This window comes from Nocardia brasiliensis, from assembly GCF_042691675.1.
Taxonomy (GTDB): domain Bacteria; phylum Actinomycetota; class Actinomycetes; order Mycobacteriales; family Mycobacteriaceae; genus Nocardia; species Nocardia brasiliensis_D.
Genome location: NZ_CP170507.1, coordinates 7,054,881 through 7,069,752, shown reverse-complemented (window position 1 = coordinate 7,069,752; position 14,872 = coordinate 7,054,881). Strand labels below are relative to the sequence as shown.

The 14,872-nt window shown below is 68.4% G+C and carries 12 protein-coding genes and 2 pseudogenes; 8 read left to right on the top strand and 6 right to left on the bottom strand.

Features of this window, described 5'->3' with window-relative positions; genetic code table 11:
- Positions 1 to 39: 39 nt before the first annotated feature.
- From ACFK0J_RS32440 to ACFK0J_RS32430, 3 genes and pseudogenes are all read right to left on the bottom strand, one after another.
- Complete coding sequence (locus ACFK0J_RS32440; RefSeq protein WP_378733520.1) at positions 40 to 546, bottom strand: nitroreductase family deazaflavin-dependent oxidoreductase; 507 nt, start codon at positions 544 to 546, stop codon at positions 40 to 42.
- A gap of 56 nt (positions 547 to 602) precedes the next feature.
- Complete coding sequence (locus tag ACFK0J_RS32435; protein WP_378733519.1) at positions 603 to 1,829, bottom strand: PQQ-binding-like beta-propeller repeat protein; 1,227 nt, start codon at positions 1,827 to 1,829, stop codon at positions 603 to 605.
- A 556-nt stretch (positions 1,830 to 2,385) separates the two neighbouring features.
- A pseudogene (locus tag ACFK0J_RS32430) lies at positions 2,386 to 3,792 on the bottom strand (DEAD/DEAH box helicase); the annotation flags it as partial.
- A 385-nt stretch (positions 3,793 to 4,177) separates the two neighbouring features.
- Between ACFK0J_RS32430 and ACFK0J_RS32425 the strand changes: the two are divergent.
- The 3 genes and pseudogenes from ACFK0J_RS32425 (at position 4,178) to ACFK0J_RS32415 (ending at position 6,853) form a co-directional block, all read left to right on the top strand.
- Positions 4,178 to 5,035 carry a hypothetical protein gene (locus ACFK0J_RS32425; protein WP_378733518.1) on the top strand — a complete coding sequence of 286 codons (858 nt, stop codon included), beginning with the start codon at positions 4,178 to 4,180 and terminating at the stop codon, positions 5,033 to 5,035.
- A 55-nt stretch (positions 5,036 to 5,090) separates the two neighbouring features.
- Positions 5,091 to 6,054: pseudogene (locus ACFK0J_RS32420) on the top strand (alpha/beta fold hydrolase).
- Positions 6,055 to 6,163: 109 nt separating this feature from the next.
- Positions 6,164 to 6,853 carry a ferritin-like fold-containing protein gene (locus ACFK0J_RS32415; protein WP_218471233.1) on the top strand — a complete coding sequence of 230 codons (690 nt, stop codon included), beginning with the start codon at positions 6,164 to 6,166 and terminating at the stop codon, positions 6,851 to 6,853.
- On the opposite strand, the gene ACFK0J_RS32410 is transcribed toward ACFK0J_RS32415, so the two are convergent.
- The gene (locus tag ACFK0J_RS32410; protein ID WP_378733517.1) at positions 6,850 to 7,665 is read right to left on the bottom strand and encodes a helix-turn-helix transcriptional regulator; all 816 of its coding nucleotides are present in this window, start codon (positions 7,663 to 7,665) and stop codon (positions 6,850 to 6,852) included. The two genes, ACFK0J_RS32415 and ACFK0J_RS32410, sit on opposite strands and share 4 nt — an antisense overlap.
- 102 nt (positions 7,666 to 7,767) lie before the next feature.
- Here ACFK0J_RS32410 and ACFK0J_RS32405 point away from each other — a divergent pair, with 102 nt between their 5' ends.
- Positions 7,768 to 8,319 (top strand): YceI family protein, encoded by a 552-nt coding sequence (locus ACFK0J_RS32405; RefSeq protein WP_378733516.1) that lies wholly within the window; start codon positions 7,768 to 7,770, stop codon positions 8,317 to 8,319.
- Positions 8,320 to 8,477: 158 nt separating this feature from the next.
- Positions 8,478 to 8,705: a DUF3107 domain-containing protein gene (locus tag ACFK0J_RS32400; RefSeq protein ID WP_218471230.1), complete on the top strand. Its 228-nt coding sequence runs from the start codon at positions 8,478 to 8,480 to the stop codon at positions 8,703 to 8,705.
- Between the two features lie 72 nt (positions 8,706 to 8,777).
- Here ACFK0J_RS32400 and ACFK0J_RS32395 read toward each other — a convergent pair whose 3' ends face one another.
- A complete protein-coding gene (locus ACFK0J_RS32395; protein ID WP_218471229.1) occupies positions 8,778 to 9,434 on the bottom strand; it encodes a TetR/AcrR family transcriptional regulator in 657 nt (218 codons plus the stop codon).
- Positions 9,435 to 9,911: 477 nt separating this feature from the next.
- Between ACFK0J_RS32395 and ACFK0J_RS32390 the strand changes: the two genes are divergently transcribed.
- From ACFK0J_RS32390 to ACFK0J_RS32380, 3 genes are all read left to right on the top strand, one after another.
- Positions 9,912 to 10,898, top strand: coding sequence for a DUF3152 domain-containing protein (locus ACFK0J_RS32390; protein ID WP_378743194.1), 987 nt, complete (start codon positions 9,912 to 9,914; stop codon positions 10,896 to 10,898).
- A gap of 120 nt (positions 10,899 to 11,018) precedes the next feature.
- The gene (gene moeZ, locus ACFK0J_RS32385; protein ID WP_378733515.1) at positions 11,019 to 12,203 is read left to right on the top strand and encodes an adenylyltransferase/sulfurtransferase MoeZ; all 1,185 of its coding nucleotides are present in this window, start codon (positions 11,019 to 11,021) and stop codon (positions 12,201 to 12,203) included.
- Between the two features lie 96 nt (positions 12,204 to 12,299).
- Positions 12,300 to 13,154 (top strand): TIGR02569 family protein, encoded by an 855-nt coding sequence (locus ACFK0J_RS32380; protein WP_378733514.1) that lies wholly within the window; start codon positions 12,300 to 12,302, stop codon positions 13,152 to 13,154.
- 77 nt (positions 13,155 to 13,231) lie between these two features.
- Here the strand turns inward: ACFK0J_RS32380 and ACFK0J_RS32375 are convergent, their stop codons facing one another.
- Positions 13,232 to 14,734, bottom strand: coding sequence for an MFS transporter (locus ACFK0J_RS32375; protein ID WP_378733513.1), 1,503 nt, complete (start codon positions 14,732 to 14,734; stop codon positions 13,232 to 13,234).
- Positions 14,735 to 14,872 lie beyond the last annotated feature (138 nt).

Sequence of the window (14,872 nt, the reverse complement as noted above, 5' to 3'; positions counted from 1 at the left end):
CCGGGCCGGGCCGTGTCTCCCGGCTATCGGTACCGGCGGCTATTCGGGCTGGTCCAGGGTCAGCACGACCAGCGGGAGTGGGCGGTCGACCTTGGCCTGATAGTCCGCGAGCAGCGGATTGTGCTCGCGCACCCAACCGGCGAACTCGTCGTACTCGGCGCCGTCGAGGGCTTTGGCGGTGCCCTGGTAGGTCTTGCCGCCGAATTCCACGGTGACGCGCGGGTCGGCCTTGACATTGTGATACCAGGCCGGGTACTTGCTCTCGATGAACGAACTCAGGTACATGGTTTCGCCGCGGCGCAGCACGCCCAGCGGAATGGTGTGCTTCTTGCCGCTCTTGGCCCCCGTTGTGGTCAGCAGCAGCAGTTCGGCGCCGGCGTAGGCACCGCCGACCTTCCCGTCGTTCGCGCGGAATTCGGCCACCACACCGTCATTCCAATTGGCCATCTCCTCTTCGGAGTATTCCTGGTTCCAGGGTGCGGTGGGGTCATCGAAGGACGTGATGTCGCGATTCGGTTCGGCTGCCGCGGGCTGGGATTCGGTCATTCCGGCAGTCTGCCGCAACCCACCGACAAATCAATCCCCTGCTTTTCGTGGCGGAGTCAGCCGAGCGCGTGCAACTCGGTGCCGCGCTGTTCGAGGATGGTGGTGCCGAGCACCGCGAGGGAGATGGGCGCGCCGGTGTAACCGGGACGTTCCACCGGAATGCGGCCGACCTCGGTGCCGGACGCGGGATCGAGCGCGACCAGCGCCCCGGCGCTTGGCATCAGCAGCCTGCCCGCCATCAGGGCGGGGGAGCCGAGGGCGCCGGCCGCGGTCCAGACCGGGTCGAAGGTGCTGCCGTTCAACGCGATTACGCTGTTGCCGGTGAAAACTAAATAGGCCGAACCGATTCGGGTGGTCGTCGTCTTGTCGCTCAGCGGTGCCGAAAGCTGGTGCACCACAATCGGATTACCGGTCGCGTCATAGACAGCGAGGCGCGGCGGCGCCGGTTCCGCACCGGTCGACCCCGGCAGATAGAGCACGATCCTGCTGTCCGACACGGCGATTACTCGGGCCCCGGGGGAATCCGCTCCAGGACCGATCAGCGTGTGCGAGCCGTGCTCCTCGGGGACGGTGTTGTCCTTCGGAGCGGGATTCAACACGGTCAACCGGTTGGCCGGATCGTCGGGGCAGCGTTCCAGCACGGCGAGCCGGGATGGGCTCGAGCCCGACGACAGCAGCGAGCACCCCTTGCGCGGTTGGGTTTTCACGTTCACCGGTGCGTCGACGAAGCCGTACTCGATGGTGCGCACCAGATCCGAGCGCCACATCTCGAGCCGCTTCGGCCCCTGCGCCAGCACATAGGTGCCGTCGACCGAGAGCCGGACGGACGGATCCATGTAGCTGCTGCGCGCGGTGCGCCTGGCCCCGTTCTCGCCCGCGAGCAGGGTGGCCTGGCTGCAACCACGCTGATCCCGGTACACCGCGACCACGGTGCCGAACTGGCCTTCGATCCCGCAGAGCGGCATATCGCGCCGGTAATGCCACAGGTCCTCGCCGGTGCGCGGGTCGTGGCCGGTGACCGTGCCGTCGTCACCGGTGACCGCGACGCCGCCGGAGGTCAACGCCCTGGCGGACGCGGCATTCGGTGCGTGCCACAGTTCGCGCAGCGCCGTCGGTAATTGGTCCGCGGCAACCGGTGTCGGCACGGGCGAGGTCGCGGTCACCGATTCGGTGCCGCGCGCATCGCCGCGTGCCCAGACCACCACCGCCGCGATCACCACGAGTACGGCGATCGCGACAGCGGAGATGACGTCGGCGCGCGTTCGCCGCTCGGGTGCGAGCACGATTGCGAGAGTAACGGATCCGGTCGGTCAGACCGAAGCCGTGGCGGGCTCCACTGTGCTGCCCGCGCCTTCGGCGGTGCCGTCACCAGCGGGCTTACGGCGACGGCGCCTGCGCCGCGCGGGCTGATCGCCCGACTCCGCGTCGTCGGTGCTGTGCTCGTTCGAGGCGCGGGTGCTGTGCTCGTTAGCGGCGCGGGCGCTGCGCTCGTTGGTGGCGCGGGCGCTGCGCTCGTTGGTGGCGCGGGCGCTGTGCTCGTTGGCGGCCCGTGCGCTGTCCTCGTTCGAGTCGCGAGCGCTGTCCTCGCCGCCGTTGTCGCTGCCCGTGTCGGACTCACCTGCTGGCTTGCGCCGACGAGAGCACGACGGCGAGCCGGCTTGTCGCCGTTCTCGTCGGCGTCGGCGGACGCGTCATCGGACGGGTGCGCGCCATGGCGGGGCGCGGTGTCCTCGGTGCCGTTGGACGCGGTGCCGTTGGACGCGGTGCCGTTGGACGCGGTGCCGTTGGACGCGGTGCCCGCCGATTCGTTGCCGTTCGTCGGTGTCTCGTCGATCGGCTGACCACGCACCGTGCGCTTGCGGTTGCGCTTGCGCGGGGCCCGCGCCGGGCGTTCCACCACGACCGCGTCCTCGTCCCGCTCCGGCTTGGACTTGCGGACCGTACCGGTCACGCCCGCGGGGATGCCGAGTTCGGCGAACAGGTGCGGTGAGCTCGAGTACGTCTCGACGGGTTCGGCGATGCCGAGGCCGAGCGCCTTGTCGATGCCCGCCCAGCGGTTCAGCTCGTCCCAGTCGATCAGCGTCACCGCGATACCGGTGCGCCCGGCGCGGCCGGTCCGACCGATCCGGTGCACGTAGGTCTTCTCGTCCTCGGGGCACTGGTAGTTGATGACGTGGGTGATGTCGTCGATGTCGATGCCACGGGCCGCGACGTCGGTCGCGACGAGCACGTCGATGCCACCCTTGCGGAACTTGGTGAGCGCCTTTTCCCGGGCAATCTGCCCCAGGTCGCCGTGCACGGCGCCGACCGAGAAACCGCGCTCGGCGAGATCGTCGGCGACCTTCTGCGCGGTGCGCTTGGTCCTGGTGAAGATCATGGTCGCGCCGCGGCCCTCGGCCTGCAGGATCTTGGCGACCAGCTCGCTCTTGTCCAGCGCGTGCGCGCGGTAGACGAACTGCGCGGTGCGGTCGTGAATGGCCGAATCGTGCGGCTCCTCGGCCCGGATGTGCGTCGGGCGGCTCAGGAACGTGCGGGCCAGGGTGATGATCGGGCCGGGCATGGTCGCCGAGAACAGCATGGTCTGGCGCTTGTCCGGGACCATGGTCAGGATGCGCTCGATGTCCGGCAGGAAGCCGAGGTCGAGCATCTCGTCGGCCTCGTCCAGGACCAGCACGCCGATCTTGCCGAGGATCAGGTGGTTCTGGTTGGCCAGGTCCAGCAGGCGGCCGGGGGTGCCGACGACGACGTCCACGCCGTTGCGCAGCGCCGCGATCTGCGACTCGTAGGGACGGCCGCCGTAGATGGAGGCCACCTTCAGCGCGCCCTGGTGGTTCTTCAGGTATTTGCCCGCGTTCTCCAGGTCGGAGGTGACCTGGATGCACAGCTCGCGCGTCGGCACGATGATCAGCGCCCGCGGGGTGCCGTCCAGCGGTGTGGTGCCGGTATCGGCGGTGGCGATGCGGTGCAGCAGCGGCACGCCGAAGCCGAAGGTCTTACCCATGCCGGTCCGGGCCTGGCCGATGAGATCCTCACCGGCGAGCGCCAGCGGCAGGGTGAGTTCCTGAATGGCGAAAGTACGTTCGATGCCGATCTCGTTGAGCGCGCGCACGATTTCGTCGCGAACGCCCAATTCGGCAAATGTAGGTGCGGTATGCGTTGCGTCCAGTTCGGCGGTCAACAGCGTCTCCGCCACCCCGGGTTCCTGTTCGACAGTGATCTTGCTCAGGTTCGTGCCTTCCTCGTAATCGCGTCCCGCGCGCACGAGGTGGGGCGGACCGGTCGGCCCGCGACGACCACGTCTCCGCCTGTGATACTCACCCGGCCACGCTCGCGACGTCTTCCGGTTGCCACGGCCAGGGCGGCTACCTCGGGAGATATCGGCGCGGCGCACTGGTGATGCGGAGCTGGTGCGCGCACATTTTCCTGAACGACGAAACCTCTGCTCGTTATGCCGATCGGCGGGTACCGCGGGGCGGTGAACGCACAGATCTGGCAACTCGGTCGAGGGAAACTTTTCGTTGTCCGGTGCGATTGTAGCGTGATATTGTGCGCGGCTCGAATTGCCGCCGCCGATTATTCGAAAACCGAAGTCCGGTTTCCTCGCGCGGTTCCTCGACGTACGCTGCGCGACATGGCAATTCATCCCGCGCGGCAAATCTGGACCACCCTCGAACCACTACATGACGTGGTCTATTTCGGCACCGGTGTCAAGGAGGCGGGTGTCGCGATCGGACTGCGTGGTTACTGGCAAACATACTTCGCATTTCGGGCCGCGCCGCTCGGTGCGGTGACCCCCGCCACAGTCTTGGCGACCTTCGCCGGTTTCCACCCGGAAATGGTGCGCAAAGCGCTGCCCGAGGCCTGGTCACGGGCCACCCCGGAGCAGTGCCTGCAGGTCCGCCTCGACCTGTCCACCGCCCTGCTCCGGGACAACGGCGCGGGTGACGCGGAATGCGCTCGCGCGGTCGAGCTGCTCGCACCGGTGCAAGCCGCCGCCGACCTGACCGGTCGCCCGCTTGCGGCGGCGAACGCGGCGCTGCCGTTGCCCGCGGACCCGGTGGGTGCGTTATGGCAGCTGAGCTCCACCTTGCGGGAGCATCGCGGTGACGGGCACGTGGCCGCGCTGGTGACGCACGGCCTGACCGGTCGCCAGGCGTTGATCATGCAGGTGGCCGCGGGAAAGGCGGCGGAATCGGTGATGCGGCAAGCGCGCGGGTTGTCCGAACGCGAGTGGTCGGACGCGTTCGACGAATTGCGGGCCAGGGGAGCGGTCGAGGGTGAACCGGCGAACCCCGCGCTGACCGGCAGCGGCGCCGCGCTGCTCGAGCGCGTCGAGGCGAGCACCGACGAGTCGGCCTGGAACGGCGCGCTGGCGGTGCTGTCCGCCGACGCCGTCACCGAGCTGACGACCTCGCTCGCGCCGTTGGTCAAGCGGCTGCTGGACACGGTCGTGCCGCCACTGAACCCCACCGGCATGGTGCGGCAATAGCGGCAAACCGGACTTGCCTGTTACCGGCGGTACCGAGATGTGAGACATTCTCGGGGTGAATATCGCGGACACCGTCACGACCGCCGCCCGCAACGCTTGGGCGCTGACCTTCGGTCCGGGCGTCGAGGCCCCCGATCCCACGCCGTCGACGGTGCTGTGGGACGAGCCGCATCGGCAGCTGCGCCGCTTCGAGCATCGGCCGGGCGACGCCGGAACCGCCACGGCCGCAACGGATTCGACCGTCCTGCTGGTGCCGCCGCTGGCCGCCCCCGCCAGCTGCTTCGACCTGCGCCCGGACCAGAGCCTGGCCGGTTTCCTGCTGGCGACCGGCCGCGCACCATACGTCATCGACTACGGCGACATCAGCTTCGCCGACCGGCGGATGGGCTTCGAGGACTGGATCGACGAGATCCTGCCCGAGGCCGTGCTGCGCACGTCCGCCGACCGCGGCGGCGCGCCGGTCGACCTGGTCGGCTGGTCGCTCGGCGGCACGCTGGCACTGCTCACCGCCGCCGCCAACGCCGAGCTGCCGATCCGGTCCATCACGGCGGTCGGCGCGCCACTGGACTACGACAAGCTGACCGGCATTCCGCAGCTGCGTGCCGTCGCCAAATTCACCGGCGGGATAGGGACCTCGACCCTCGTCCGCGCCGCGGGCGGCGTGCCCGCGTCCTTGACCCGGATCGGCTACAAGATCACCGCCTGGGACCGCGAGCTCACCCGCCCGTGGTTCGTCGCCAGCAATATCGCGCGCACCGAAACGCTGGCCCGGATGGAGACCATCGACCGCTTCATGGCCGCGATGCCCGGCTATCCCGGCCGCTTCTACGGCCAGCTGTGGGGTCGATTGATCCTGAACAACGACATCGGCCGCGGCTGTCGAGGCGGGTACCCGGACCCTCACCGGCGCCGCCGTCCGCTACGAAACCGCGCCCGGCAGCCACCTCGGCATCCTCACCGGGCCCGATGCTCGCGATACGACCTGGGCGTATCTGGACAAGTTTCTGTCGGAGGCGTGAGCCGAACCGGACCAGGTGCCCGAATGCTGCCCCAGCCATGGCCACGACTGTCCTGAGTGCCAGTGCAGAGGCGTGCTCGCCGCCGGGTGGGTCGTACTAGGCTGGGGCCATGGGAGCACAGTCACCTGCCGCGCTGGGTGTTTCGTCCGCCGACGCCGTCCCCGCCGATCATCCCGGGGTGATCGATCTGTTCGCGGTGCTCGCCTACGGTGAGATCTCCGCGTTCTACCGGCTGGCCGAGGAAGCCAAGTTGTCGCCGACGCTGCGCGGCAAAGTCGCCGTGGCGAAGATGGCGTCCGCCGAGATGGACCACTTCAAGGCACTGGAGTCGGCACTGGCCGAGCGCGGTGTCGATATCTTCGACGCGATGGCGCCGTTCGTGCGGGCGCTGGACGCCTACCACGCCTCCACCGACCCCTCGACCTGGCTCGAGTCGATGGTGAAGTTCTATGTCGGCGACGGCATCGCCGCGGACTTCTACACCGAGATCGCCGGCGCGCTGACCCCCGAGGTCGCCGCCGTGGTCCGCGACGTGCTCGCCGAGACCAGTCACTCCGAGTTCGTCGTCGAGGAGGTGCGTCGCGCGGTCGAGAGCAGTCGGTCCGAACGTGATCGGCTCACCCTGTGGGGTCGGCGACTGCTGGGCGAGGCGATCACCCAGGCGCAGTACGTCATGGCGCAGCGCGACGAGTTGACGGAACTGGTGCTCTCGGCGACCGGTGATCTCAATGGGATTGCCTCGCTGTTCGAGCGGATGCAATCCAGCCATGCCGAGCGCATGGCGAAGCTGGGTATCTAGCGAACCAGGCGCAGCGCCGGAGACTGGGCGCGCGCCTGACCGGTGAGCCAGACGATGATGCTCTGATCGCGGTCGGCGTCGAGGGTTTCGAACGGCACGTCGACCAGGCCGTGCACCGGATGGTCGATGTGCAGCGTGCCGGAGATGTGTGCTCCGACGTGGTGCGGTTTCCACCGCGCCGCGAAATCCGGGTGCTGGCGCAGCGCGTCGATCGTTTCCAGCAGCGAATCGTCGCCGGGCCAGCGCAATTTGGCGCGGGAGAGCGCGGCGGCGAAGATGTCGGCCGCCTCGGACCAATTGCGCAACACCTGCCGCGCGGTCGGGTGCCGGAACGTGTACCAGGCCAGGTTCGGCTGTCCCTCGTCGAGCAGTCCGAGCGGCGAAGCGAAGTCCGCCCACGCCGAGTTCCAGCCGAGCACATTCAGTCGTCGGCCGATCACGAAGGCGGGCGTCGGCTGCAACGCGCGCAGGATCGACTGGATCGTATCGGCGACCTTCTCCTCGGCGGATTCGCTTCCGGGGCAGTGGGATTCGTTACCCGAGGCGAGGGCGAGCAGGCTGAAGTGATGACGCTCGTTGCCGCGCAGCAGCAGCGCGTCGGCGAGTGCGTCGATCACCGCCACCGAGGGATTGGTATCGCGGCCCTGTTCGAGCCGGGCCAGATAATCCGCGCTCACCCCCGCCCGGACGGCGACCTCTTCGCGGCGCAGCCCGGGTGTGCGGCGGCGTTTGCCGGGAGGCAGCCCGACGTCGGCGGGCCGTAGCTCCGCGCGTCGTGCGATGAGGAATTCCGCGAATCCGTTGCGAGCCATGAGTTCCATCGTGCCGTGTCCTAGGCGGCTCAGCCTCGCCCTGCCAGGTCCAGGATAACTACGGTCTTGTTAACGGACCGTGGTCCGGCAAAGGTCGACGGCATGACAACTTCTCCCGAATCCACCACCACCGCCCAGTCGCTGAAGCCCGGCTCCTGGACCCTGGACACCGCGCACTCGTCGGTGGCCTTCACCATTCGGCACCTCGGCATCTCCAAGGTGCGCGGCGGATTCACCCGGTTCGAGACCGAATTCGTGGTCGACGAGTCCGGCGCCGCCACCCTGGGCGCGACCATCTACCTCGACTCGTTCGACACCGGCAACGCCGACCGCGACGCGCACATCCGCACCGCCGACTTCCTCGATGTCGCCAACCGCCCGACGCTGACTTTCCGTGCCACGCAACCGGTTCGGATCGCGGAGAGCTTCGAGGTCGAGGGTGTGGCCACGCTGGGCGACATCACCAAGCCGGTCACCCTGGATGTCGAATGGGGCGGCGTGCAGGAATTCGGCGCGACCGGCGATCGGCACGCCGGGTTCTCCGCCACCGGCACCATCAAGCGCACCGACTTCGGCGTCGGCGGCCCGCTGCCCGGCATGCTGAGCGACAAGGTCAACATCGAACTGGAGATCCAGCTCATCGAGCCGAAGTAGCCACCGGTCGCGCGGAGGGCCTGCACAACGGGGTGCGGGCCTTTCCTGCGTTCGCCGCCGATGTTCGCTGACGGCGCAGGCAGCCGTCTGCCAGCACGGCCTTGCCCTGCACTAGCCTTGGATGGACAGCACAGGACTCTTACGTTCGGAGGTTGGCCGTGGAGGTCAAGATCGGTATTTCGGATAGCCCGCGCGAGCTCTTGATCAACAGCTCGCAGACCCCGGATGAGGTCGAGGAGCTGGTGTCCGGTGCACTGACCGGCACGAGCGGTCTCGTGTCCCTGACCGACGACAAGGGTCGCAAGTTCCTGATCCAGGCCTCGAAGGTCGCCTACGTCGAGATCGGCACCGTCACCAGCGGCCGGGTCGGCTTCGCGACCGTGTGATTTCTGCGGCCGAGGCCGACAGCAACGAGCCCCTGCAACCTTCGGATGCAGGGGCTCGCTTTGTTCGAGAACTCAGTCGATCGGGTGCAGGGGGACGTGCGACAGACCGCCCCAGGCAAGCGAGACGGTCGTGTCGACGGCCTCCTCCTTCGGGATGGGCCGGTCGGCCTCGAGCCAGTAGCGCGCGGTGAACTGGCTCGCGCCGACCAGACCGACCGCGAGGATCCGCGCGCGGTACGGGTCGAGGCCCGAGTCGTGCGCCACCAGGTCGAACACGGCGTCCACGCAGGCCTCGGTGGCCTGCTCGACCCGGCGCTGCACCTGCGGCTCGCTGGTCAGGTCGGATTCGAAGACCAGCCGGAAGCCCTGCATCTCGTTGTCGACGAAGTCGAAGTAGGCCTGCACCGCGGCGCGGACGCGCTGCCGGTTGTCGGTGGTCGACCGTAGCGCCTGCCGGACGCTGGAGACCAGCATGTCCACATAGTTCTGCAGCACCGCCAGATAGAGCTCCAGCTTGCTGGTGAAGTGTTGATAGAGCACCGGCTTGCTCACGCCCGCGCATTGCGAGATCTCGTCCATGCCCGCGGCGTGGTAGCCGCGCTGCACGAAGACTTCGCTGGCCGCCGCGAGTAGCTGTAGACGTCGCTCGTCACGCGGAAGCCGGGTGCCGCGTTTGGCGGGCTCGGACGACGATCTACGGGACGCCATCCGGTCCACGAGGTCAGTCATTTCGGCTCTCCCAGTTGGTTCCCCGGCAAGGGGTGTGCACCGGGTATCCCAAGAACGATACTCGGTTGTTGCCTGCCCGCAGACCGGGCCCGGATAACTGGTTCGATGCGGTGAGAAATGTCGCATCCACCGGCGGTAGTGGTGTGCCCGACGGTGGCACTTGCCACTTGTGAGAACCTGGTGATCGTGAGCGAGCGACCGGAACGGCCGTCCGGCGGTGGGCGCGATCTGCGCCGCCGCGCTGGCCCCGGCGCGCCCGGTTCCGTAGTGTCGGAACCCGTGGCAAGGCCTGGCCCCGAAGCTCGACCGGGCGCAGCCGCCCGCACCGGCGCTGCGCCACCGCTCGATGCCGAGGACCGATCGGGCCGTCGCCGCCCCGCTGCCGCCACCCGCCCCAACGGCTCCGGACGATCCGCGGATCACCCTGCCGGGCAGGCCGTTTCGAACGGCCCACGCCGCGATCGCGACGGCGTCGAGATCTACGATCCGCTCGGCCTCTACGGTCAGCCGGACCGCTCCCACCAGCCGCTGCGCGCCAGCTGGGACCCCACCGCCCCGACCGAGGGCAGAACCCGGGACCGCCCCGAACGCAGCGTCAAAAAGCAAAGCGCCCTGGGCAGATTCGTCTCCACCTACGGTTGGCGGGCCTACGCGTTGCCGGTGCTGTTCGCCGTCACGGTATTGGTCGTCGTCGACGCGGTGCGCGGCAGCGATCCGGTGGTCGTGGTCGGCGGTGCGCCCGGCCTGGGGCAGTTGAGTCCACGCGGCGCGAACGCGGGCATCATCGGCGCCCCACCCGGCGACGGCCACTTTCCCACCGACCTGCCCACCGGCGCACTGCCCGAGGGCGGCAGCTTCGCCGAAACCGGCACGGGCACTTGGCATGTGGTGCCCGGTTCGACCGGTCAGGTCGGCACCGGCACCGACACCGTCTTCCGCTACACGGTGGAGATCGAGGACGGCATCGACACCTCGGGCTTCGGCGGTGACGAGTCGGTGGCGAAGCTGATCGAATCCACGCTCGCCAACCCGAAGAGCTGGACGCACGACCAAAAGTTCGCCTTCCGTCGGGTCGACCAGGGTGACGCCGACTTCCGCATCTCGCTCACCTCCCGCGAGTCCACCCGCAAGGCCTGCGGTTTCGAGATTCCGATCGACTCGTCCTGCTACAACTCCGACCTCGGCCGGGTGGTGCTCTCCGAGGTCCGCTGGGTGCGCGGCGCGGTCGCGTTCGAGGGCGATATCGGCTCCTACCGGCAGTACCAGATCAACCACGAGGTCGGGCACGCCATCGGCTACCACCAGCATCAGGCGTGCGAGACCGACGGCGGCCTGGCCCCGGTGATGATGCAGCAGACCTTCGGCACCGAGAACAACGACATCGCCACCCTGGAGCCGGACGGAGTCGTCCCGATGGACGGCAAACGCTGTCGCTTCAACCCCTGGCCCTACCCCCGCGGCTGACCCGCGGTCGACCCCCGCAGTCGACCCCGGACCGGGTGCGCGACGATAGGACGGGAAGAACGGTCCGGTCGCGGGTGTTGCACAACGAGATCGACCCATTCGATTCGAGGAGTCCTGGACGTGTCATCACCAAAGTCCCTGCCGCCACTGGTCGAGCCGGCCGCGGAGCTGACCAGGGACGAGGTAGCCCGCTACAGCCGTCACCTGATCATCCCCGATCTGGGTGTGGACGGGCAGAAACGCTTGAAGAACGCCAAGGTGCTGGTGATCGGCGCGGGCGGGCTCGGCTCCCCGGCGCTGCTGTACCTGGCCGCCGCGGGCGTCGGCACCCTCGGCATCGTCGAGTTCGACGAGGTGGACGCCTCGAACCTGCAGCGCCAGATCATCCACGGCGAGTCCGACATCGGGCGCCCGAAGGCCGACAGCGCGCGCGACTCGATCCTCGAGATCAACTCCGGCATCGACGCGCGACTGCACAAGATCCGGCTGGAACCGGAGAACGCCGTCGAGCTGTTCGCCGACTACGACCTGATCGTCGACGGCACCGACAACTTCGCCACCCGCTACCTCGTCAACGACGCGGCGGTGCTGGCTGGCAAGCCCTACGTGTGGGGCTCCATCTACCGCTTCGAGGGCCAGGTCTCGGTCTTCTGGGAGGACGCGCCGGACGGCCGCGGCATCAACTACCGCGACCTCTACCCGGAGGCGCCGCCGCCGGGGATGGTGCCGTCCTGCGCCGAGGGCGGCGTGCTCGGCGTGCTGTGCGCGTCCATCGGCTCGGTGATGGTGACCGAGGCGATCAAGCTCATCACCGGCATCGGCGAGCCGTTGCTCGGCCGACTGATGGTCTACGACGCACTGGACATGAACTACCGGACCATCAAGCTGCGTCGCGACCCGGAACGTCAGCCGATCACCGAGCTGATCGACTACGAGGCGTTCTGCGGGGTGGTGTCCGAGGAGGGCCAGGCCGCCGCGGCCGGTTCGACGGTCACCGCGCGCGAGCTGAAGGACCTGCTCGACGCGGGCAAGGAGATCGAGCTCATCGACGTGCGCGAGCCGGTCGAGTGGGACATCGTGCACATCGAGGGCGCCAAGCTCATTCCGAAGGACCGCATCCTGTCCGGCGAGGCGCTGTCCGAGCTGCCGCAGAACCGTCCGATCGTGCTGCACTGCAAGACCGGTGTCCGGTCCGCCGAAGCCCTGGCCGCCCTCAAACAGGCGGGCTTCGCCGACGCCACCCATCTGCAGGGTGGAGTCATCGCCTGGGCCCGCCAGATCGACCCGTCGCTGCCGGTCTACTGATCGACTGATGGCGGGTGCGACCCCGGTCCGAGCGGCCGGGGTTGCGCATCGGCGCGGCGTGCTGTACAGCGTCCACACCGGCGGTACGGTACGGCCGTGACTTCTGTGGAACCTCCCGAGCACGTGCGTGCCACGTTCGGTCTGCGCGAAGTGACCCCGGTTACCTTGGGCGACTGGGAGGGTGGCTGGCGCTTCGGGGACGTGGTGCTCAGCCCGGTCGCCGATCACGCGCGGGCGGCGTGGTCGGCGAAGGTCCGCGAAACACTCAAGGTGGACGGGTTGCGCCTGGCCCGCCCGGTGCGCGCGACCGACGGCCGCTACGTCGTTTCCGGCTGGCGCGCCGACACCTACTTGGAAGGCATCCCGGAACCCCGGTACGACGAGGTGGTTTCGGTGTCCCTGCGGCTGCATCAGGCGACAGCGCACCTCGAGCGACCCCGGTTCCTGGTCCAGCCGCCGGTGGCGCCCTGGGTGGACGTGGACGTGTTCGTCGCCGCCGACCGGGCCGCCTGGGAGGCGGTGCCGCTGCGCAGCCTGCGCGCGGGTGGCCCGCTGCCCTCGGCCGAGTCGCCGGACGGCCAGCGCAGCATGGAACTCATCGGCCAGCTGGCCACCCTGCGCAAGCCGGTGCAGACACCCGCCCAATTGGTGCACGGCGACCTGTTCGGGACGGTGCTGTTCGCCGGAACCTTCACGCCCGGCCTCACCGACATCACGCCCTACTGGCGGCCCGCGCCGTGGGCGGCCGGGGTGATCGTGGTGGACGCGCTGGCCTGGGGCGGTGCCGACGACGGATTGCTGGAACGCTGGCGGGATCTGCCGGAGTGGCCGCAGATGTTGTTGCGCGCGGTCATGTTCCGGCTCGCCGTGCACGCGCTGCACCCGCGGTCGACACCGGAGGCATTCCCCGGTCTGGCGCGCACGGCGGACATGGTTCGCCTGATGCTGTAGAAAAGTCGGCCGCCGAAAGCCGGAGCCTTACGGCTCAATGACTTTCGACGGCCGAGGTTCGATACGTGTTGCGCCGGTTATACCTTGGCGTAGGCCAGCGAAGGCGACCGGCCGACCGCGAACGAGGACCGCAAGTAGAACCACCAGGTGACCGCGCCCATCAGCAGGAACGCACCGGCATAGGCCCAAAACGCGGGCGCCATCGTGTGGTAGTGGATGTTGGACAGCCGCAGTGCCTGCTGCAGCAGCCAACCGCCCGAAGCGCCGACCGCGCCGATCACGCCGATCGCGGCACCGGCCTGACGCCTGGCCGACGCGGTCGCCTCGGTGAGGTCGAGGCCGTGCTCGGCGGCGTATTTCTTCGAGATCGCGCTGAAGATGGTCGGGATCATCCGGTAGGTCGAGCCGTTGCCGATGCCGGTCATCACGAACAGCAGCAGGAACGAAATCAGGTACAGCGGAAAACTCTTCAGCTCCAACGCGGCCATGATCAGGCCCACCGAGACCGCCATGCCGCCGAACACGTAGACGGTGATCTTCGCGCCGCCGACCTTGTCGGAGACCCAGCCGCCGAACGGACGGCTGAACGAGCCGACGAACGCGCCGAGGAAGGCGAGGTTGCCGATGGTGCTGATCCAGCCGATCTTCGTGAGCTCCGGGAAGTTGGCCTTGATCAGTGTCGGGAAGGCGAAGGAGAACCCGATGAACGAGCCGAAGGTGCCGATGTAGAGCACCGCCATCACCCAGGTGTGCTTGTTGGTCAATGCCATCCGGTAGGACTTGCCGTCGGACTTCGCGCTCGAAACGCTGTCCATGTAGCGCAGGGCGCCGAAGGCCGCGACGAGGATGAACGGAATCCAGACCAGGACGGACAGGGTGATGCCGAAGCGGTAGCCCGCCGCGTCCTTGGCGGTGAGGTGCGTGCCGAGGGTGATCAGCAGCGGCAGCACCAGCTGGGTCTGCGCGACACCGAGATTGCCGCCCGCCGCGTTGATGCCGAGCGCCGCGCCCTTCTTGCCTTCAGGGAAGAAGAAGTTGATGTTGGCCATCGACGAGGAGAAGTTGCCGCCGCCGACACCGGCGAGTGCGGCCAGGATCATGAAGACCCACATCGGCGTGCCCGGCTGGTTGACGAAGTACACCAGGCCGAGGGTGGGGATCAGCAGCATCGCCGCGCTGAACGCGGTGAATGCCCGGCCGCCGAATTTCGGGATGGCGAAGGTGTACGGGATGCGCAGCGCGGCGCCGACCAGCGTCGGGGTCGACGACAGCAGCAGCGCGTTGCTCACCGCGGTGGGATTACCCTTGCCGAGCCCTTCCAGGAAGGGGAAGCCCGCGGCGCCCATGCTGGTGACCACGCTGCCCCAGATGACCCAGATGCTGAAGCCGAGGTTCTCGGCGAATACCGAGAAGATCAGGTTTTTGCGCGCGGTCTTCGCGCCACCCGACTCCCAGAATTTCTGGTTGTCCGGCTCCCAGTGGTCCAGCCAGCGCCCCCGCGTCTGATGCTGGAAGGTCTGTGTGCTCGAAGGAGTTTCGGTGTCGGGCCCGGTGCCGGTGGCGGCTGCGATGGCAGTCATCGGCTTCCTCTCGTTCGCACTCGACCGGCCCTCATCGCGGCACGAGGCCGCCGGCGGAGTCGAGTTGCCTAGCTACGGTCGTTTCACAACGTAGGGGCCGGTTGTTGCGGCACCGTGGCTACGCGTGACGTTCCAGGC